Genomic DNA, 18,951 nt, shown 5'->3' on the forward strand with positions numbered 1-18,951 from the left:
TCGGTTCCCGGTCGACTGCTGTCCTGTCGGGAGCTTCGCCTGTGCCGGGTCCTCACCTGCCGTACCCCCTGAGAGGTCGGTTCGAGGATTTTTGAGTTGATCTATGCTGTGCGTCCGGTTGAGGGTCTTTGATCGGGTCCGCCGTTGATAGCCGGCCCTCAATGGCGTGGAATGTGAATCGCGGTCGTGACCTTCGGGCCGGGGCGGCGTTAGCCCGGTCATGGGTGATCGGAAGCCGTACCCCAGTGACGTCACCGACGCGCAGTGGGCGCTGATCGGGCCGTTCCTGCGGGCGTGGAAGGCCAAGCGGGTCTCGGTGTCGGGGCATCAGGGTGACTACGACCTGCGGGAGATCGTGAACGCGATCCTCTACCAGAACCGGACCGGTTGTCAGTGGGCGTACCTGCCGCACGACCTGCCGCCGAAGTCGGCCACCTACTACTACTTCGCGCTGTGGCGTGACGACGGCACGGACCAGGCGATCCATGATCTGCTGCGTTGCCAGGCCAGGGAGAAGGCCGGCCGGGCGGAGGATCCGACCGCGGTCGTGTTGGACAGCCAGTCGATCCGGGCCGCGAACCATGTCCCGGCCGCCACGACCGGCAAGGACGTCGGCAAGAAGGTGCCCGGCCGCAAGCGCGGCCTGGCCGTGGACACCCTCGGTCTGATCATCGCGGTCGTGGTGACCGCCGCGTCGGTCACCGACAACGCCATCGGCATACGGCTGCTCGACAAGGTCGTCGAACACACCCCGACGGTCGCCCGGGCCTGGGTCGACGCCGGCTTCAAGCAGGACTTCGCCCTGCACGGCGCCGTCCTCGGGGTCGACGTCGAGGTCGTCAAACGATCCGACTCCCGCCCCGGGTTCGTACCGGTACGCAGACGGTGGATCGTGGAACAGACCTACGGCACCTTGATGCTGCATCGTCGTCTCGTCCGCGATTACGAGAGCCGCCCGGAATCGGCGGTGTCACGGACGTTGTGGGCGTCGATGGTGACCATCGTGCGTCGGCTGACCGGCACCAGCACCCCGTCCTGGCGGCACCGGTGAACCTCACCGTGATCCTTGACCTGATCACCGCACGCGAAACCACCGCCGGTCAGGCCGCCGACCGGCTGCGCGAGCAGATCACCGCCCTCACCGCCGACCTCGCCCGCGTCGAGGGCGAACTGGCCGCACTGACGACCACCCGCACCACCCTGCGCGCCCTCACCGCCGCCGAGTTCACCGCCGACGACCCGACGATCGCCAGCGCCCCCTACCAGCAGATCCTGGACGTCCTCACCACCGCGCCCGCCGGCATGCGAGCCAAAGCCATCTGCATCGCACTCGACGTCGAGCCCTCACCGAACCACGTCGAGAGCACCCGCGCGAAGCTGAAACGAATGGTCAACCGCAACATCCTGACCGAAGACGAACCCGGCGTATTCACCCTCACCTCGAAACGGACCTAACCCTTCGAACCGCCCTCTGACAGCACCGGCACAGGAGTCCCCACGATGTTCACTGGCACCGCAACGCCACTGATCTCGGTCGTCGTTCCCACCTACAACCGCTCCGCCCTGCTGCACCACACCCTCACGGCGCTGGCCGACCAGCGGATGCCGAGGACCCGGTTCGAGGTCGTCGTCGCCGACGACGGATCGACCGACGACACCCGGGAGACAGCGGAGGCGTTCACCGAGCGCCTGTCACTGCGCTACCACCACCAGGACGACCTGGGCTTTCGCGCCGCCGCCGCCCGCAACGCCGGCGCCCGGCTCGCCAGCGGCGACATCCTCGTCTTCGTCGACACCGGCGTGCTCCCCGGACCCGACTTCCTCACCGCCCACCTCGCCGCCCACCAGCGCCCCGGCCGGCCCCGGGCGGTGCTCGGGTACACCTACGGCTACCGGCCCGACGACCCGAACCCCGCGCTGGAGGCCGACGCGGTCGGTTCCCGTACGCCGGAGGAGATCGTCCGTACGCTGGGCACCTCTGCCGGTTTCCAGGACGGCCGGTACCCCACCTTCGCGTCGTGCGGCTTCGACCTCTCCCGTGTCCCGGTGTCCTGGCAGCTGTTCTGGTCCCTGAACTGCTCCGTCCGGGCTGCGGACTTCCACGCGGTGGGCGGGTTCGACGAGGACTTCCGCTCCTGGGGCGGGGAGGACATCGAACTGGGCTACCGGCTGGAACGGCACGGCCTGGCCTTCGAGGTCAGCCGCGACGCGTGGGCGGTGGACACCCCGCACCCCCGGGAGAAGCGGGACACGTCGGGCGACAATTCGAGCAACGCGCTGATCATCCTGCACAAGCACCCCGAGCCGGTCATGGAGTTGCTCTGGGCGTGGTTCTGCCGGCACCTGCCGCAACTGGAGGACACCCGGGCCTGGCACCTCCGGCAGGAACTGCCGGCCATCCGTCGGGCCACCACCTACGCCCGCAGCCGGGACGTGACGGCGGAACTGGCGCAGCTGCGCGACACCGTCCCGGCGGGCAGCCGGATCGCGGTGATCGGCTGCGGCGGAACCCTGCCGCCCGGCTTTCCGCCCGCCCACCTCGTCGACTTCGACGAGGACGTGCTCCGCAGACTGCCGTCCGATCCGGCGTACACCGTCCACCACGGCCTCGGCATCCGTACCGTGCTGCCCGACGACGCGGTCGACGTCGTCCTGGTCACCTCCCGGATGACCCCGCTGTGGCGGCGGTGGCGGGCCCACATCCTGGCCGAGGCCCACCGGATCGGCACGACCGTGCGCGGCCCGCTCGTCGAACCGACCCCCGAGGTCGCCGGAGCCGCCGCCGGCTGAGCGGACCGTCCGACGGACTCCCGGCCCGGACCCGGACGACGCTGACCCCGCCTGCGCCGGCGGGGTCAGCGTCCGCCGCTCACCGGTCGTACCCGCCGCAGCAGCACCACCGACCCGGCCAGCAGGACGAGGGCGAGCACCTCCGCGCCGACGCCGGTGACGGCGAGCGCGACGACCGAGCCGTGCTCCATCGCCAGGCCGCCCGCCACGCCCCCGAGCGACAGGCCCAGGTAGGAGAAGGAGCCGTTGAGCGACATCGCGACGGTGGGCTCGGGCAGGTCGAGGCTCGCGATCCGGTGGTTCTGCGCCGGGGAGACCCCCCAGGCCGACACGCTGACGACCGCCAGCACCACGGCGAACAGGCCGACGGTGACCCGGGAGTCCGCAGGCGTGACGAGGGCGAGCAGGGCGAGGGCGCACAGGCCGGCGCAGAGCACCGCGACCAGGATCGTGTAGGCGCGGGTTCCGCCGACCGCGTCGGCGGCCCGGCCGCCGACGGCGCTGCCCAGTACCGCGGCGATGCCCCACACCAGGAGGAACACGCTGACCCCTGCGGTACCGACCCCGGTGACCTGCGACGCGAGGGGCGCGACGAAGACGAAGACGGTGAACTCGCCCGTCATGACGAGCATGTACGACAGCAGCGCGACCAGCACCCCCGGGTGCGCCGCCGCCGCGAGCCGCTGCCGGACGGTGACCACCGGCGGAGCCTCGACCTGCGGCATGAGCAGGGCCAGGACGGCCGCCGCCAGGGCCGCCAGGACGGCCACCAGGGCCAGCGTGAGCCGCCAGTCGCCGACCGCGCCGACCAGCGTCCCGAGCGGGACGCCCAACGCGGTGGCGGCGGAGAGCCCACCGGCCACCAACGCGATCGCCCGCCCACGGCGGTGTTGCGGGGCGACGGCCACCGCGACCGCCAGGGCGCAGGGCAGGTACAGCGCTGATCCGACGGCCGCCAGCACCCGGGAGGCCATCAGCACCCGGTAGTCCGGCGCGAGCGCCCCGAGCACGTTGGACAGGACGAGGATCGCCAACGCCACCAGCAACAGCCGCCTCCGGTCCGCCCGTGAGGTGACCGTCGCCAGGACGGGCGCGCCCACCGCGTAGAGGAGCGCGAAGACGCTGATCAACTGGCCGGCGGAGGCCGGGGAGACGTCGAGATCGGCCGCGACCCGGTCCAGCAGGCCACTGATGATGAGGCTGTCGGTGCCGATGCTGAACGCCCCCAGCGCCAACGCCGGCAGGGGTGACCGGTTTCGCGCCCTCCGGTCCGTTCCGTGGTCACCGGACCGGTTCGACCGCCCCTCACCGGGCCCGGCCGCCAGGACCCGTGACCGGACGACGGGACCGCTGGCGGGCTCGGCGGGAATGGTCATGTGTGCTGCTGCTCCTCGTCGCGAGACCAGGCCGGCGGCGCGTGGGAACCGCATCCAATCGTGCGCGCCAAGCTCAGCTTCACTGTCACGTGACCCTGGCGATGTGCGGCCATCCGCCGAGGCCGCCGACAGGGCAGTCCGCCGAGCGCTTATGCAGACCGGCTGCCGTCCATGCTCCTTCCATGACCGGAACGGCCATCGTTCAGGCTGTTGCTTCGTGGTTGGGGCCTGCCCAGCCTGGACTGTTCGTCAGGGCTTCTCGGAATCGGCGGAAGGCGACCAGGGGTCGACAGGTACTTCGTAGATGAGTCGGTACCGGTCGCCGGGAAACACGATGTCGGCAAACTCCACAGCGGTCTGCCCGGCGTAGTAGGTGCGCTCGATTGCGATGACCCACCTGCCGCCGCGCCGGTCGAGTTCGAGAGCGTCGGCCTCTTCGGGCACCGCCGGCCGGCTGGTGACTTCTTCCACGTACCGGTCGATGTTCACGCCGATGAAGTCCATGCGAGCGACGACCCCGATGACCGGCCCTTGCTCGGGATACTCGATCGGCGTGCCCCCGGTGATGGACAACGGCTCGTACGAGTCGGCGAGTTGGATCGGGACTCCGTCGGCGAGGTACCGGTACGTGGTGTGCATGACCAGGTCGCCGGTTTGAAGGCCGAGCCTTCCGGCAATGCGGGGCGTGGCGGGGATCCTCCTGCTGTTCGCTTCCCAGGTCGGTTGCTTGCCGGCGGCTTCGCTGTCCCTGGCGAATGGCGAGGTGCTCCCGAGACGCTTGCGCATGTCTCGGGAGTGCGCGCGGCGTACGAGCTGCGTCCGGTCGCGTACGTAGTTGCCGGAGCCGCGCCGGCCCTCAATGAGTCCTTCGCTGCGGAGCAGGGTGAGGGCGTGCTTGATGATCGTGGTGGAGAAGCCCCACCGCTGCTGGAGTTCCTTCTCGGTGGGGAGTTTGTCGCCGGGGCCGAGTTGACCAGAGAGGATCCGCGAGCGCAGGTCGTCGACGACGCGCTGGTAGTTGGGCGGTTCCTTGCTGGTCATCGGATGGCCCCTTCGACTTGACGTACTCACGTGTATCAAGTCGACCATGCCCTCCCGGGTGCAGCAAACAAGGGCGTCGTCCCCACCGCGAAAATTAAGCGCACTTACTACCTTCTGATCACGCTTTGAGTGCGATAACTTGCTCAACGTAAGCAGCTCCCCGTCGCTCTTCGTCAACCGTGGACGGTCGAATGCCGGGGCGTGGGTGGCCTACGGCCTCGGCAGGAAGTGAGAGTGTTGGTGGTTTCCGAGATCGTGCCGATGATCGTGTTCGGCGGCCTGGTGCCGGGGTTCCTGCTCGGGCTCCTCGCGTTCCGGGTGAAGTCACGATGGTGCCCGCGCTGCGGGCAGTCCACCGAGGCACTGCGCCGCGCGGACGACCGATGACCGCGCCGGGCCGCCACGATCGCCGTGAGCTGCCGATCGGCCGGCGGGTGGCGCAGCTGCGGGTGCGTCGGGGCATGAGCCAGCAGGTCCTCGCCGACCGCGTCGGCAGGTCCAAGAGCTGGGTCGACAAGGTCGAGCGGGGAGTGCGTACCCTCGACCGCCTCTCCGTGATCGAGACGGTGGCCGCCGCCCTCGGCGTCGCTCCCGGCGTCCTGGTCGGGCGCAGTGTCCAGCGGACCCGGATCACCGACGCCGCCACCGCCGTGGAGCAGGTACGCGCGGCGCTGGCCCGCTACGACACCCCCGACGCCGACCCGCCACTGTCGGCGGCGGAACTCGACCGCCAGATCGGCTACGCCTGGACCGCCTACCGGCACGCCCACCACCCTCAGGTGCTCCGGATGCTGCCCGGCCTGCTCGCCGCCACCCGCCACCCCGGCTGCCCCGACGCCGCTCTGCTGGTGCGGGTGTACCAGCTCACCGCCCAGATGCTGGTCAAGCTGGGTGAGCCCCAGCTCGCCTGGCTGGCCGCCGACCGGGCCATGACCACCGCCGCCGGCCACCCACGCCGTACCGCTCTCGCCGCCATCCCGCTGGCGCAGGCGCTCCGTGCGCTCGGCCGGGGCCGGCTGGCGATGACCGTCGCCACCACCGCCGTACGACCGCTCGACCCGGCACCGACCCACGGGCCCGCACCGGACGACCTCGCCCTGGCCGGAACCCTGCTCACCGAGGCCGCCCTCGCCGCCGCCACCTGCGCGGACACCACCGCCACGGACGACCTGGCCGATCGTGCCGCACACCTCGCCGCCACCTATGCCGCGCACCACGACGACGGCAGCGGGTTCGGGCCGGTCGTGGTCGACCTGGCCCGTGCACTGGCCGCCGCCCGCCTCGGCGACAACCACCTCGCCGTCGCCCTGCACCAGCGCGCCACCAGCGGCGACGCGTGGCAGCGGCTTCCCGCCGAGCACCGGGCCGCCCACCTCATCGACATCACCCGGGCGCACCTCGACGTCGGCGACCATCACGCCGCCGGCCGTGCCCTCGTCGCCGCCGACCACATCGCCCCCGCCGAGGTACGCCTTCGCGCCACCGCCCACGCCACCCTGGCTGCCGTCCTCCGCGCCGGCCCCACCCCTGCCGACCTCTCCCGCCTCGCCACCAGCATCGGCCTGATCCGACCCTGACGTACGCCCGTCACGGTCGCCGGCAGGTCACCGGCCCCGTGGCCGAGGGCCGGATCTCGACGAGATCGCCGCCCGCGTCGCCCGGCCCCGGGGCCGGGTCCCACCAGCTGAGGTGGCCGTGGACAGTCGCCTCGCGGCGGCGTAGACAGCAGCGAGACCCCACTCACCCCCCTTTCTCCTTGTGCTATTTCAGAGAGGACCTTTCCATGCGGTTGACCCGTAGGCGCGTCATCGTGCTGGGAGGCTCGGTGGCTGCGGCCACCGGCGCGGGACTTGTGTCCGAACCGGCGAGCGCCGACGTCGCGTCTGACAACTGGAACTGGCTGTTGCAGCAGTTCGCGCAGTACGGCAACGTCAGGAAGGCGGCACCCACGGCTGACGAACTGGTGTTCCTGCCCGCCTACGAGCAGTTGGCGCTGCTCAGCCGGAAGCAGAACCGCGTCTCCGCAGTGGATCTGACCGAGGCGCACCTGCGTCGGCTCCGGCAGGTGAACCCGCGACTGAACGCCTTCGTGCACGTCACGGAGGAGTTGGCGCGGGAAGCCGCGGTGCGGTCCGACGAACGGTACCGGCAGGGCCGGCCACGGATGCTGGAGGGGTTGACCTTCGGCGTCAAGGCGCTGTTCGACTTCCTGGCGGGCGTCCCCAACGACTTCGGCTCCAAGCCGATGGCCGACCTGGGGTTCGTGCCGCCCTTCACCGCGGTGTACGTCCAGCGCGCACTCGATGCGGGCGTGGTGGTGACGGGCAAGACCAACACCCCCGAGTTCGGCCACAAGGGCACGACCGACAACATGGTCCACGGCCCGACGAGCACCCCGTTCGACCCTCGGTTCAACGCCGGTGGTTCCAGCGGCGGGGCGGCGGCGGCCGTGGCCTCGTTCATGACGGCCCTCACCCAGGGCTCCGACGCGGGCGGCAGTGTTCGTATCCCGGCGGCCATGTGCAACATCGCGGCACTCAAACCCAGTGTCGGCCGCTGGCCGCAGGATGCCCCGCCGATCGCTGCGGCGCCGTTCTTCACCCCCGGGCCCATGGCCCGGACGGTGGCGGACGTGGCCATGCTGATGCAGGCCATCAGCGGTCCGTCCGAGGGCGACCCCCTGAGCATGGACGGTCGGCTGGACTACGTCGCCGCGTTCCGTAAGGGTGTGGACGGCACGCTTCCGCTCGCGGGCAAGCGCATCGCCTACTCGCCGAACATGGATCTGTTCCCGGTGGAGGCGCCGGTCGAGCGTGTCGTCCGCCAGGCACTCCAGGCATTCCAGAAGGCCGGGGCGACGGTCGACCAGGTGAAGCTTGGCCTCGACGAGATCCAGGTCACCGATCTGGGCGGCCGGAACCGGCGGCCACTGACCAGTCAGCACTTCGCCGACACCTGGGTCCTCATGCAGGCCGGCCTGTACGGCCACGCCCGGGACCTGTTCCTGGAGTTCGGCATTCCGTTGGATCTACGCGAGCACAAGGACCAGTTGACGCCACAGTTCGCCGCCATGCTCGACCGGTCGGAGCACCTCCTGGCCGAAGAGTACCGGCACCTGGACTTCCTGCGCGCCGACGTGCTGCACAAGCTCAACATCGTCCTGGGCACGTACGACTACATCGTCACGCCGACGATCGCCGTGGTGGGCGTCCAGAACACGGACGACGGCAACACCCTCGGTCCGTCGGCCGTCAACGGGGTCGCCGTCGATCCGCAGATCGGTTGGTGCTTGACCTACCCGCTCAACTTCAGCGGTCATCCGGCGATGAGTCTGCCGGCCGGCTTCGCGCCGAACCCCCTCAATGGCCCGGAGCTGCCGGTCGGTCTGCAGGTCATCGGTCGCATGAAGCGGGACGACGAGGTCATCACCGCTTCCGCTGCCTTCGAGAAGTACCAACCCTGGTACCACCGCTACCCACGGTAGCTCGGACCGGCCTCGCCATGGGCTGTCGATCGTCGGAACGGGTGCCTCCTCGCTGTCGCCAGGCAGGCGCCCGTTCCATGATCGTCCGGCGGGTGGCGCATCCTCGGGTGTGGCGGGTCACCGCGCGTTTCCCACCGCCGACCCCAGGCGACCGCTGACCCGGAGGAACGCGGTGCCCTGCCCGACGGCGACCAGCGTGTTGGCGACGACGAGGGCGGTCCAGAGGCCGACGACGCCGCCGACCGATGCGACCGGCAGCGCGACCACGGCGAGGAGGCCGTAGATCGCGGCGAACACCACGAAACTCGGGGTCGTGCGCCGCAGTCCGGTCAGACCGAACCCGAGGACCGCCTGCAACCCGTCGCCGAGAACGGCCAGCGCCACGACCGGCAGCAGCCCGGTCAGGACGGCCCGGACGTCGGGATCGTCGGTGAACACCGGAAGGACGACAGGCCGCAGGGCCACCAGCAGGACGCACAGGGTGCCGACGGTGCCGGTGGCCACCATCAGCCCGGCCCGTACGCCGCGTCGCACGCCCGGGAGGTCGCCGGCCGATGCCCGACCGCTGACGAGCGGTACGCCGGCCTGGCCCACCGCGACCGCGGCGGTGAAGAGGAGGCCGACCAACGAGGTGGCGATGCCGTGCGCCGCCGCGGCGGGCGCGCTGACCCGGGCGGCGGCGAAGGCGAGGACGCCGAGCACCCCGAACTTGACCAGGACGGTGCCCGCCATGGGAATGCCGACCCTCGCCAACTCCCGTACCCGGCGCGGATCGGGGCGGGCCAGCGCCGGACCGGCCAGCGGTACGGCGAGCGCGGACCGTAGACCGCGCAGGTTCATGACGCAGGCGGCCAGGTTCGCGACGAGCATGCCGAACCCGGCACCGGACAGTCCGAGCGCGGGCAGTGGCCCGACCCCGGCGACCAGCAACGCCGAGAGTCCGGCGGCACACCCGGCAGCCACCAGACCGGACCACATCACCATCCTCGTCCGGCCCAGCCCGACCAGGCTCGACGAGGCCATCGCCCCGACCGAGCCCAGCAGCACGGCCCCGGCCAGCAGCAGCGGGAACACGCCGAGCGCGGCGACCGTCCCGGCCGGAACGCCACCGGCGCGGGCCAGCAGCGGCACACCGCACACCGCGACGGCACCGGGCACACCGACCGCCACCGCCAGCCACGTGCCGTCGCGGACCACGCGGAGCACGCCCGCCCGGTCACCGGCGGCCGACGACACGAAGGGCAGGACACCGCGCACCGCCCCGGTCACCGCCGCGGTGACCGGAAAGTAGACCGCGCCGGCCAGCGCGAACGCGGCGAGAGCGGTCGTGCCGGACCGCCCCAGCGCCGCCGTGACCACCGTCGACCCGATCGACGCGGCGATCATCGACAGGTAGAGCGGGGCCGCCACCGCGACGATCCTGCGTACGTCGCCGTAGTGGTCAGTTGTCCGGTGCCCGGTCGAGGTAGCTTCGGTCATCAGCCACGATTGTCGGCCCTCAGCCGTGCTCGTCGGTCATCGGGGCACCGCTGCGCCGACGGTGTGTCCACCGCGGAGGAGCTGGACCGGTTGCTCAGCCTCGGTGCACGACGTGTCGACGTGGGACAGACCTCCGACGTGAGCTGGGTCGTCCTGGCTGATCCCGAGGGCAACGAGTTCTGCCTGCTGTCCCGTCCGGTCCAGGAGTCGTAGGACACGTTCGGCTCCAGGGGCGGCCCGGCCACCGGCTCTCGCCCCGTGCGCCCGCGCCGTACTCGATGACCGGCGGTGACCGGCTCCGGTGCAGGTCAGAGGCCGAAGAACTCCAGGTAGGCGTCGATCTGGTGGGCGAGCATCGGCAGACCCGGCTGGACCGCGAGGCCACGGGCGGTCGCCGCGCGCAGCAGCGCCGTCTCGGCCGGGGTCATGATGATGTCGGCGACCACGGCGTGGGCCGGCAGCCCGGTCACCGCGAACGGCAGCGGATCGTCGGCGCGCAGTCCCAGGGGCGTGGCGTTGACCGCGAGGTCGACGTCGGCCAGGAGAGCGTGGGTCGAGGTGCTGATCCGTCCCGGATACACCGGGGACAACCGCCGGTACAGCGTGTCGAGCCGGTCGGGGTCGGTGTCGACCAGGCGCAGCTCGGCAGTTCCGGCGTCGAGCAGCGCGACCGCGATGGCGCTCCCCGCACCGCCCGCGCCCACCAGGCACACCCGGTGTCCCCGGGGGTCGTGTCCGGCCTCGACCAGACCACGGACGAACCCGTCACCGTCGAACGTGTCGGCCGTCCAGGTGCCGTCCGGCTCGCGGCGCAGCGCGTTCGCGCTGCCGGCCATCCGGGCGCGGTCGGTGACCCGGTCGGCCAGGGCGAGGACGGCCGCCTTGTGCGGCACGGTCACGAGCATCCCCGGCAGATTCGCCATCTGCCGCAGGCCGCGTACCACCGGTTCGAGGTCGGCCGCCGGTACGTGCACCGGAACCAGCACAGCGTCGACGCCGCGCCGGGCGAGCACCGGGTTGAGCAGGCCGGGCGCGCGAACCTGGGCGATCGGGTCGCCGAGCAGGGCGTACACCCGGGTCGTGCCGCTGATCCCCGGCACGGCCGTCGCGGGAGCGTCGGCAGCGTCTGTGATCATCGGTGGTCTTCCTCCCGGGTGCTGGCCACGTTCGTCCGCCGGTCCTGCGGGTTCTGCCGGTCGGCGAGGTCGCGGGCCAGCCAGAGCGCGCCGTGCAGCGAGGAGAGGCCGCCGAGGACGGCGGGCCGTACCGCCGGGGCCGGTCGTCCGGGGCGTCCCGCCTGCCGGGCGAGGTCGGCGACGAGCGGGACGAAGCCGGGCAGACCGTCGGCGAAGCCGCCACCCACGACCGCCACGGGTACGGCCAACAGCTCGCCGAGGCTCACCACCGCCGCGGCCAGCGCGGCGCAGCTGCCGTGTACCGCCTTCACCGCCCACGGCCGGCCGTCCCGAAACCCGTCCCGCAACTGGTCGAAGGTGACGTCACCGCCGCGCTCCCGGGTCGCCCGCCGGAGCGTGGCCGGGCCGGAGGCGACCGACTGGAGACATCCGGTACGGCCGCAGTCGCACCGGTCGCCGTCCAGGTCGACGACCATGTGGCCAACCTCGGCGGAGGCGTGGGCCGGAACGGGGCGGCCGGCCAGCACGATCCCGCCGCCGACCCCGGTGCCCACCCCCAGGTACACCAGGTCGTCGTGACCGGCGTTCCGGGCCTCGGCCAGCGCCGCGAGGTCGCCGTCATCGGCGTACCCGGTCGGGACGTCGGGGAAGAGCCGCCGCAGCGCGCCGGTGAGGTCGAGTCCGGCCCAGCTCGGCCGACCCGGCCAGGTCAGGACCCGCCCGTCCGGGTCGGTGATGGCGGGCATCGCCACACCGACCGCGCCGACCGGTCCCCAGGTGGCCCGCAGCGTGGCCACCGCCGCGTCGAGCGCCGCCAGGTCGACGGCCGGATCGCCGCCGGCCGGCCAGGCGAAAACCTGCTCGTACGCGGGCCGGCCAGCCGCCTCGGCGCGCAGCGCCACCTTCGTGCCCCCGACGTCGACCCCCAGGACGCCGACGTGCGGCCCGTTCGTCATGTCGCTGGTCAGTTGGCGAGGACGTGCAGGACGGCGAGCGCGGCCGCCGCCACGGCGAACGCCACCGGCACCACCGCCATCGGCACGGGATCCTTGGCGCGGACGTGGAAGACGGCCGCGCCGATCAGCAGCAGGGTCAACCCGGCGGCCGCCGCGACGCCCACCGGCCACCAGAGCAGGCCGAGCAGCAACCCGGCGATCCCGGCGACCTCCAGGGCACCGATCACCCGGGTGAGGCTGGCCGAGACGCCGATGCGGGCCATCCGGTTCCGCATCTCCGTCTGACCGAGGAGCTTGGGCAGCGCCACGGCGATGAGGACGGAGGCGAGGATGACGGTCAGGGTGATGATGGGGATGCGCACGGGGCTGTCCTCGGGTCGGGGGGAACGGGGCTGCCTCGGGTCGGTGGAACGGGGCTGCCTCGGGTTGGGAGCGGGACGGACGACCGTGCTGGTGCCGGCCGGGGATGGGACGGTCAGGCGACGGTGGCGACGAGGGCGCGGGCGGCCAGCCGGTAGCCCAGCGCGCCGAGCCCGACGATCACCCCGCTGGCGAGCGGGGCGAGCACCGAGTCGTGCCGGAAGCTCTCCCGCGCCCACACGTTGGAGAGGTGGACCTCCATCCACGGGCGGGGGTAGTTCGCCAGCGCGTCCCGCAGGCTCCAGCCGGCGATCATCAGCGCACCGGGATTGACGATCGCGCCGACCGTGTCGTAGTTGTCCTGGATGGTGCGGATCAGGGCGCCCTCGCAGTCGTGCTGCCGGGCGATCACCTGCCAGCCGCGCGGCGCGATCTCCTCGGCGACCGCCCGCTCGATGTCGGCCAGGGTGTCGGTGCCGTAGATCTCCGGCTCCCGCTGACCGAGAATGCCCAGGTTCGGGCCGTTGAGCAGGAGCACGTTGGACACGGTTCACCTCGCGGAGCGGTCGGCGTCCCGACGGGTTCGACGACGGGTCCCCGCAGTATCGCGCCGCCGGCCACCGCTGTCGGCGACCCTCGGCACGAACTAAGGGGTGCGTAGGGGCGGCTAGGGGCACCGGCCGTCCTGTCGGAGCGGCCGGGGTGCGGTGGTAGGAAGGGCCCCCTGCAGGCTATTTCTGTACTGCAAGGTGCCCTTCCTACCACCGCGGCGGCGCAAGGACGGGCGGGTCGTCCTCGCCGGTGCCGGTGGGGACGGGGTGCTATGCGTGGCCGTCGATGCGGTGGTCGCCGGCGGTGCCGTCCCGGGAGCGGGCCGGCGACCGGGGCGCTTCCGGGAACTGCTCGCACCGTCTCCGAAGTCTTACTACGTCGCCGGCCCGTACGCGCCCCACGGCCGGTCGACTAAGGGGCGGTTAGGGGCTGTTAGGGGAGTTGAGCCGCCGGTCAGGTCGGTTAGCGTCCACCGCGAGCCAGGTACGTCGCCGCGATCGACGGTGGCGTCCGCCCCGAGAAGCGACCAAGCGGTACGGGTCGCGCCCGGTGCCCCGGGTCGTGGGGGCGGCGCACCGCCGTCGGAGAACGGCCAGTGAACCGCCGTTCCATCTGGATTGGGAAGTGGGACATCATGAGTGGTCTGTCGGCGAGCGTGCCGGAGTTCCCCGAGTGGCCGCAGTTCGGTGACGAGGAACGGGCCGGCCTGATCCGGGCACTGGAGCAGGGCCAGTGGTGGCGGGTCGGCGGCAACGAGGTCGACACCTTCGAGGCGGAGTTCGGGGCGTACCACGGCACGCCGCACGCGCTCGCCGTCACCAACGGCACCCACGCCCTCGAGGTCGCCCTGGAGGTCCTCGGGGTCGGACCGGGCACCGAGGTGATCGTCCCGGCGTTCACCTTCATCTCGTCGTCGCTGGCCGCGCAGCGGCTCGGCGCGGTGGCCGTACCGGTCGACGTGGACCTGGACACCTACTGCATCCAGCCGGAGGCCGTCGCCGCCGCGATCACCGACCGGACCAGGGTGATCATGCCGGTGCACATGGCCGGGCAGATGTCCGACATGGACGCCCTTGACAAGATCGCCGCGGACGCCGGGGTCTCCATCCTCCAGGACGCCGCGCACGCCCACGGCGCGCAGTGGCAGGGCAAGCGCGTCGGCGAGCTGGGCTCGGTGGCCGCGTTCAGCTTCCAGAACGGCAAGCTGATGACCGCCGGCGAGGGCGGCGCGGTGCTCTTCCCCGACCAGGAGCTGTACGAGCGGGCGTTCCTCGTGCACAGCTGCGGCCGGCCGCGTACCGATCGCGACTACCTGCACCGCACCACCGGGTCGAACTACCGGATGAACGAGTTCAGCGCCGCCGTCCTGCGGGCCCAGCTGTCCCGGCTGGACAGCCAGATCGCGCTGCGCGAACAGCGCTGGCCGCTGCTGGCGAGCCTGCTCGCCCAGATCCCCGGCGTGGTGCCGCAGGGCCGCGACGACCGGGGCGACCGCAACCCGCACTACATGGCGATGTTCCGGGTTCCCGGCATCGGCGAGGCGCGCCGCCGGGTCGTGGTGGACGAGCTGATCGCCCGGGGCATCCCCGCCTTCGTCGCGTTCCGCGCGATCTACCGGTGCGAGGGCTTCTGGCTCGCCGGCGCCCCGGACGAGACGGTCGACCAGATCGCCGCCCGGTGCCCGAACGTCGAGCAGATCCACGCCGACTGCATCTGGCTGCACCACCGCACGCTGCTCGGTACCGAGGAGCAGATGCACCAGATCGCCGCCGTGCTCGCCGACGTCCTCGGCGAATGACCGCGTCGTCGTCGACCGCCACGCCGGGGCGGGTCCGGGTCGCCGTGGCCGGCCTCGGCTGGGCCGGACGGGAGATCTGGCTGCCCCGGCTCGCCGCGCACCCGCGCTTCGCGGTGACCGCCGTGGTCGACCCCGACCCGGCGGCGCGCGAGCGGGCCCGCGCCACCCACCAGGTCCCGTCCGCGTACGCCGATGTCGACGACGTGCCCGCCGGAGCGGTCGACCTGGTGGTCGTCGCCGTGCCCAACCACCTGCACGCGGGCGTGGCGGCCCGGCTGCTGCGCCGGGGCGTACCGGTGTTCCTGGAGAAGCCGGTCTGCCTCACCTCCGCCGAGGCGGAGCAGTTGGCCGAGGCCGAGCGGGCCGGCGGGGCGGTGCTGCTCGCCGGCAGCGCCGCCCGCTACCGGGCGGACGTCCGGGCGCTGGTCGAGGCGACCGCCGACCTGGGTGCCGTCCGCCACGTCGACGTGGCCTGGGTACGGGCGCGCGGCGTGCCCGACGCCGGTGGCTGGTTCACCCGCCGGGAGCTGGCCGGCGGCGGCGCCCTGGTCGACCTCGGCTGGCACCTGCTCGACACGGTGCTGCCGCTGCTCGGCCCCTCCCCGGTGGCCCACGCCGTGGGTAGCGTCTCCGACGACTTCGTCAACGACGACGCCGCCGCCGCGGCCTGGCGGGGCACGGCCGCCGACACCGGCCGGGCCCGCGGCGACGTCGAGGACACCGCCCGCGCGTTCCTGCTCACCGCCGACGGCACCTCCGCCGGCCTGCACGCCTGCTGGGCGTCGCACGAGGCGCGCGACCGCACCACCATCGCCGTGCACGGCACCGGCGGCTCGGTGACCCTGCACTGCACGTTCGGGTTCAGCCCCAACCGGGAGCCGACGCCGGTGCTCACCCGCACCCGCGACGGCGAGACCGTCCGCCTGCCGCTGCCCGTCGAGCCCATCGGGGCCGAGTACGACCGTCAGCTCGACGTGCTGCCCGAGCTGCTCGCCGCGCCGGCCAGCCGGGGCGCGGCGGCGGCCGACGCCCGCCGCACCATCGACGTCATCGAACGGATCTACCGCTGCGCCCGGCCCACCGCGCCGACGTACGCGCTGGCGGGAACCCTCGACCGGTGAGAACCACCGGCGAACCCACTCGGGAGCAGCCATGAGCCATCCGCCGTCCACCCTCGAGGTCAGCACAGCCCCCACGCGGCCGGGTCCGATCCGGGCGGTCGTCTTCGACCTCGACGGGGTCGTGGTCGACAGTTCGGCGGTGATGCGTCAGGCGTTCAGCGTCGCCTACGCCGAGGTGGTGGGGGCGGGCCCCGCGCCGTTCGAGGAGTACAACAAGCACATGGGGCGGTACTTCCCGGACATCATGCGCCTGATGGGACTGCCGCTGGAGCTGGAGGAGCCGTTCGTCCGGGAGAGCTACCGGCTCGCCCACCAGGTGCCGCTATTCCCCGGTGTGCGGGAGACGCTGGAGGAGCTGTCCGAGCGGGGCATCCGGATGGCGATCGCCACCGGCAAGAGCGGACCCCGGGCGCGGTCGCTGCTCGACCTGCTCGGTGTGCTCCACCTGTTCGACCACGTGATCGGCTCGGACGAGGTGCCCCGGCCCAAGCCGGCGCCGGACATCGTGCTGCGGGCGCTGGACCTGATCGGCGTACCCCCGCAGCAGGCGATGATGGTCGGTGACGCGATCACCGACCTGACCAGCGGACGGGACGCCGGGGTGACGACGGTCGCCACCACCTGGCACGGCGGGGACGTCGAGGCCCTGCTGGCCGCCGCCCCCGACCTGGTCGCGCACAAGCCGGAGGAGCTGCTCGCCCACTGCCCGGCCGTGCCCGCCGCCTGACCGCCTGCCCCGTCTGCCCCCGCCCGGTCGGTGCCCGTCGGGTGGTTGCAGGGTGCCCGGAGCGCTTGGTGGTTGCAGGGGTCCCCTGCTCATCAAATTCCGGTAACAGGGGACCCCTGCTTCCACCCAACCGTGAGCGCCCCGGCGCTCACATGGTGGCGAGGGCGGCCCGGACGGCGGCTTCGTCGACGTCGGCGACCAGTTCCGGACCGGCTGGACCGTCGAGGACGAAGGACAGTCCCGAGGTGGACTTCTTGTCCCGTCGCATGAACGCCAGCAGGTCGTCGTGGTCCAGCCCGGCGGGCAGGACCGTGTCGAGTCCGTAGCCGGCGACCACCTCGCGGTGCTCGTCGACCCGCTCGGCCGGGATCCGGCCCAGCAGACCGGCCAGCCGACCGGCGAACACCGTGCCCACCCCGACCGCCTCGCCGTGGCGCAGCCGGAAGTCGGTGGCCCGTTCCAGCGCGTGGCCGAGGGTGTGGCCGTAGTTCAGGATGTGCCGCAGGCCGGCGTCGCGCTCGTCGGCGGCCACCACCCGAGCCTTGAGCGCCACGCACGCGGTGATCTGCTCGGTTACCGGACGGTCGCGCAGCTCCCCGGCCCCGATGAAGTGGGCCCGGGCGATCTCCCCGTAGCCGTTGCGCCACTCGACGGCGGGCAGGGTCTCCAGATGCTCGGTGTCGCAGAGCACCGCTCGGGGCTGCCAGTACACGCCGACCAGGTTCTTGCCCTCGGGAAGGTTCACCGCGGTCTTGCCGCCGACACTGGCGTCCACCTGGGCCAGCAGTGAGGTCGGCAGGTGGATCACCGCGATGCCCCGGTGGTAGAGACCGGCGGCCAGACCGACCACGTCGGTGGTGGTCCCGCCACCACAGGAGACCACCGCGTCGGCGCGGGTCAGTCCGAAGTCGGCGAACGCCCGGCACAGGTGCTCCACCGTGGACAGCGTCTTGTCGTGCTCGCCGTCGCGGGCCGGCACGACGCGGTGCGGCACCCCCGGATCCGGGGTCCACTCCGGTGGCCGGGCGGAGACCACCACGACCCGGCGTGCGCCGATCCGCGCCACCTCCTCCGGCAGCCGGTGGCGGACCCCCGCTCCGACGAGCACCGGGTAGGTGCGGTCGCCGAGAAGGACGTCGACACGGGCTTCGGTCGCGTCGGGACCGTCGGTGCGGGTGGGGTTCATACGGTGGCGGATCTCCTGGTCGAGGCCGCGGACGGCGCGGGCGGAACGGGCGGTGCGGACGCCGCGGACGGAACGGACACCGCAGAGGCCGCAGTCGGTGCGGACGCCGCAGTGGGCGCGGGCGGTGCGGGCGGCGCAGTCGGTGGGGGACCGTCCCGCAGCATGGCGAGCCGGAGCGCCATCGCGGCCAGCGAGTCGACGGCGGCGTCGATGCCCCACCGCTCGTGGGTGAGCTGGGCGTGCTCGGCCAGCAGGAAACCGCGCGGGGTGGTCGCGTGGTCCTCGCCCATCACCTCGGTCACCCGGTCCAGGTAGGAGCGCCAGGCCACCGCGACCGCACCGGTCGACGGCAGGTCCCCGGCGGCCAGGACGATCTTCTCGGCCCCGGTGTCCGCCTGGGCGGCGAGTTCGCGGCGGTGCGCGGCGGTCAGCGACCGGCTGCGGTCCTGCCAGTGCAGGAAGAGGAAGGCCGGTCGGTCGGCGACCGGCATGAGGTCGCACAGGTGCCGTAGGTGGGCCACGGACAGGGGCAGCTCCATGCCGGTCAGCCAGGGCACGTCCCCACCCAGCAGGGTCAGGGCCAGCTCGCTGCCCGCCTGCGCCAGCGGCCCGCCGCGGGCGGCGTCCCGGACGGCGTACGGGTCCCAGGCGAGGTCCGTCGGGGCGTCGCCGAGCCGCCGCCGGGCCGCGTCGAGGGCGGCGGCGCTCGCGTGCAGACCGACGCGCAGGCGCGGGCCGGTGGGGGAGCCGAGCCGGTCGTAGAACCAGCGTGACCGTGGGTCGACGGCGCGCACGGCGGCGACCAGTCCCGCCACGACGGTGCCGACCAGCTCGGCCGCGCGGGCGTCCGGACACCCCCCGCCGGGTACGGCGAGGTGGGCGAACATCCAGGAGCGTTCCAACGACGGCACCTCGACTGGTGGGCGGGGCGGGACGGTTGCGACG

General features: G+C 72.6%; 18 protein-coding genes and 1 pseudogene. 10 read left to right on the forward strand and 9 right to left on the reverse strand.

Going from position 1 to position 18,951, the window contains the following annotated elements; genetic code table 11:
• Positions 1–220: 220 nt before the first annotated feature.
• Genes IGA62_RS24935 through IGA62_RS24945 form a run of 3 tightly spaced genes read left to right on the forward strand, consistent with a single transcriptional unit; the run spans position 221 to position 2,790 of the window.
• Positions 221–1,051 carry an IS5 family transposase gene (locus tag IGA62_RS24935; RefSeq protein ID WP_145816785.1) on the forward strand — a complete coding sequence of 277 codons (831 nt, stop codon included), beginning with the start codon at positions 221–223 and terminating at the stop codon, positions 1,049–1,051.
• A complete protein-coding gene (locus tag IGA62_RS24940) occupies positions 1,048–1,455 on the forward strand; it encodes a hypothetical protein (RefSeq protein ID WP_145816787.1) in 408 nt (135 codons plus the stop codon). The genes IGA62_RS24935 and IGA62_RS24940 overlap by 4 nt, the downstream gene beginning before the upstream one ends.
• A gap of 45 nt (positions 1,456–1,500) precedes the next feature.
• Positions 1,501–2,790, forward strand: coding sequence for a glycosyltransferase (locus tag IGA62_RS24945; protein WP_145818603.1), 1,290 nt, complete (start codon positions 1,501–1,503; stop codon positions 2,788–2,790).
• A gap of 65 nt (positions 2,791–2,855) precedes the next feature.
• Here IGA62_RS24945 and IGA62_RS24950 read toward each other — a convergent pair whose 3' ends face one another.
• Entirely contained in the window at positions 2,856–4,166 is a 1,311-nt protein-coding gene (locus tag IGA62_RS24950) for an MFS transporter (protein WP_186499885.1), read from the reverse strand.
• A 249-nt stretch (positions 4,167–4,415) separates the two neighbouring features.
• Positions 4,416–5,207 carry a GntR family transcriptional regulator gene (locus IGA62_RS24955; protein WP_186499883.1) on the reverse strand — a complete coding sequence of 264 codons (792 nt, stop codon included), beginning with the start codon at positions 5,205–5,207 and terminating at the stop codon, positions 4,416–4,418.
• Between the two features lie 234 nt (positions 5,208–5,441).
• Here IGA62_RS24955 and IGA62_RS24960 point away from each other — a divergent pair, with 234 nt between their 5' ends.
• From IGA62_RS24960 to IGA62_RS24970, 3 genes are all read left to right on the forward strand, one after another.
• Positions 5,442–5,594: a hypothetical protein gene (locus tag IGA62_RS24960; protein ID WP_232624765.1), complete on the forward strand. Its 153-nt coding sequence runs from the start codon at positions 5,442–5,444 to the stop codon at positions 5,592–5,594.
• Entirely contained in the window at positions 5,591–6,784 is a 1,194-nt protein-coding gene (locus tag IGA62_RS24965; RefSeq protein WP_145818599.1) for a helix-turn-helix domain-containing protein, read from the forward strand. Before IGA62_RS24960 ends, IGA62_RS24965 begins: the two co-directional genes overlap by 4 nt.
• Before the next feature lie 206 nt (positions 6,785–6,990).
• Positions 6,991–8,691 (forward strand): amidase, encoded by a 1,701-nt coding sequence (locus IGA62_RS24970; protein WP_145818598.1) that lies wholly within the window; start codon positions 6,991–6,993, stop codon positions 8,689–8,691.
• Between the two features lie 117 nt (positions 8,692–8,808).
• Here the strand turns inward: IGA62_RS24970 and IGA62_RS24975 are convergent, their stop codons facing one another.
• Complete coding sequence (locus IGA62_RS24975; protein ID WP_222433324.1) at positions 8,809–10,170, reverse strand: MATE family efflux transporter; 1,362 nt, start codon at positions 10,168–10,170, stop codon at positions 8,809–8,811.
• A 66-nt stretch (positions 10,171–10,236) separates the two neighbouring features.
• On the opposite strand from IGA62_RS24975, the pseudogene IGA62_RS30665 reads away from it, so the two are divergent.
• A pseudogene (locus IGA62_RS30665) lies at positions 10,237–10,383 on the forward strand (VOC family protein); the annotation flags it as partial.
• Positions 10,384–10,478: 95 nt separating this feature from the next.
• On the opposite strand, the gene IGA62_RS24985 reads toward IGA62_RS30665, so the two are convergent.
• The 4 genes from IGA62_RS24985 to IGA62_RS25000 all read right to left on the reverse strand — a co-directional run bounded on the left by IGA62_RS24985 (position 10,479) and on the right by IGA62_RS25000 (position 13,169).
• A complete protein-coding gene (locus tag IGA62_RS24985; protein ID WP_145818597.1) occupies positions 10,479–11,306 on the reverse strand; it encodes a shikimate dehydrogenase family protein in 828 nt (275 codons plus the stop codon).
• The gene (locus IGA62_RS24990) at positions 11,303–12,262 is read right to left on the reverse strand and encodes an ROK family protein (protein ID WP_145818596.1); all 960 of its coding nucleotides are present in this window, start codon (positions 12,260–12,262) and stop codon (positions 11,303–11,305) included. The genes IGA62_RS24985 and IGA62_RS24990 overlap by 4 nt, the downstream gene beginning before the upstream one ends.
• Before the next feature lie 8 nt (positions 12,263–12,270).
• Entirely contained in the window at positions 12,271–12,624 is a 354-nt protein-coding gene (locus tag IGA62_RS24995) for a DoxX family protein (protein ID WP_145818595.1), read from the reverse strand.
• Positions 12,625–12,737: 113 nt separating this feature from the next.
• Positions 12,738–13,169 (reverse strand): type II 3-dehydroquinate dehydratase, encoded by a 432-nt coding sequence (locus tag IGA62_RS25000; protein WP_145818594.1) that lies wholly within the window; start codon positions 13,167–13,169, stop codon positions 12,738–12,740.
• 639 nt (positions 13,170–13,808) lie between these two features.
• Here IGA62_RS25000 and IGA62_RS25005 point away from each other — a divergent pair.
• Genes IGA62_RS25005 through IGA62_RS25015 form a run of 3 tightly spaced genes read left to right on the forward strand, consistent with a single transcriptional unit; the run spans position 13,809 to position 16,820 of the window.
• Positions 13,809–14,972, forward strand: a complete 1,164-nt coding sequence (locus tag IGA62_RS25005; protein ID WP_145818593.1) for a DegT/DnrJ/EryC1/StrS family aminotransferase — start codon at positions 13,809–13,811, stop codon at positions 14,970–14,972.
• A complete protein-coding gene (locus IGA62_RS25010; protein ID WP_145818592.1) occupies positions 14,969–16,093 on the forward strand; it encodes a Gfo/Idh/MocA family protein in 1,125 nt (374 codons plus the stop codon). The genes IGA62_RS25005 and IGA62_RS25010 overlap by 4 nt, the downstream gene beginning before the upstream one ends.
• 31 nt (positions 16,094–16,124) lie before the next feature.
• Positions 16,125–16,820 (forward strand): HAD-IA family hydrolase, encoded by a 696-nt coding sequence (locus IGA62_RS25015; RefSeq protein WP_145818591.1) that lies wholly within the window; start codon positions 16,125–16,127, stop codon positions 16,818–16,820.
• 148 nt (positions 16,821–16,968) lie between these two features.
• Here the strand turns inward: IGA62_RS25015 and IGA62_RS25020 are convergent, their stop codons facing one another.
• Both IGA62_RS25020 and IGA62_RS25025 read right to left on the reverse strand, forming a co-directional pair.
• Positions 16,969–18,006, reverse strand: coding sequence for a 3-dehydroquinate synthase family protein (locus tag IGA62_RS25020; RefSeq protein ID WP_145818590.1), 1,038 nt, complete (start codon positions 18,004–18,006; stop codon positions 16,969–16,971).
• On the reverse strand, positions 18,003–18,917 hold the full coding sequence (locus IGA62_RS25025; RefSeq protein WP_232624766.1) for a hypothetical protein: 915 nt from the start codon (positions 18,915–18,917) through the stop codon (positions 18,003–18,005). The genes IGA62_RS25020 and IGA62_RS25025 overlap by 4 nt, the downstream gene beginning before the upstream one ends.
• Positions 18,918–18,951: the final 34 nt, after the last annotated feature.

This window comes from Micromonospora sagamiensis, from assembly GCF_014680085.1.
Classification (GTDB): domain Bacteria; phylum Actinomycetota; class Actinomycetes; order Mycobacteriales; family Micromonosporaceae; genus Micromonospora; species Micromonospora inyonensis.

Bases quoted from the DNA above. Each gene is read 5' to 3' on its own strand.
- IGA62_RS24970 (WP_145818598.1), top strand. From the start codon at position 6,991: ATGCGGTTGACCCGTAGGCGCGTCATCGTGCTGGGAGGCTCGGTGGCT.
- IGA62_RS24945 (WP_145818603.1), top strand. From the start codon at position 1,501: ATGTTCACTGGCACCGCAACGCCACTGATCTCGGTCGTCGTTCCCACC.
- IGA62_RS24955 (WP_186499883.1), bottom strand. From the start codon at position 5,207: ATGACCAGCAAGGAACCGCCCAACTACCAGCGCGTCGTCGACGACCTG.
- IGA62_RS25010 (WP_145818592.1), top strand. From the start codon at position 14,969: ATGACCGCGTCGTCGTCGACCGCCACGCCGGGGCGGGTCCGGGTCGCC.
- IGA62_RS24935 (WP_145816785.1), top strand. From the start codon at position 221: ATGGGTGATCGGAAGCCGTACCCCAGTGACGTCACCGACGCGCAGTGG.
- IGA62_RS24990 (WP_145818596.1), bottom strand. From the start codon at position 12,262: ATGACGAACGGGCCGCACGTCGGCGTCCTGGGGGTCGACGTCGGGGGC.
- IGA62_RS25020 (WP_145818590.1), bottom strand. From the start codon at position 18,006: ATGAACCCCACCCGCACCGACGGTCCCGACGCGACCGAAGCCCGTGTC.
- IGA62_RS24975 (WP_222433324.1), bottom strand. From the start codon at position 10,170: ATGACCGAAGCTACCTCGACCGGGCACCGGACAACTGACCACTACGGC.
- IGA62_RS25015 (WP_145818591.1), top strand. From the start codon at position 16,125: ATGAGCCATCCGCCGTCCACCCTCGAGGTCAGCACAGCCCCCACGCGG.
- IGA62_RS25005 (WP_145818593.1), top strand. From the start codon at position 13,809: ATGAGTGGTCTGTCGGCGAGCGTGCCGGAGTTCCCCGAGTGGCCGCAG.
- IGA62_RS24965 (WP_145818599.1), top strand. From the start codon at position 5,591: ATGACCGCGCCGGGCCGCCACGATCGCCGTGAGCTGCCGATCGGCCGG.
- IGA62_RS24985 (WP_145818597.1), bottom strand. From the start codon at position 11,306: ATGATCACAGACGCTGCCGACGCTCCCGCGACGGCCGTGCCGGGGATC.
- IGA62_RS24950 (WP_186499885.1), bottom strand. From the start codon at position 4,166: ATGACCATTCCCGCCGAGCCCGCCAGCGGTCCCGTCGTCCGGTCACGG.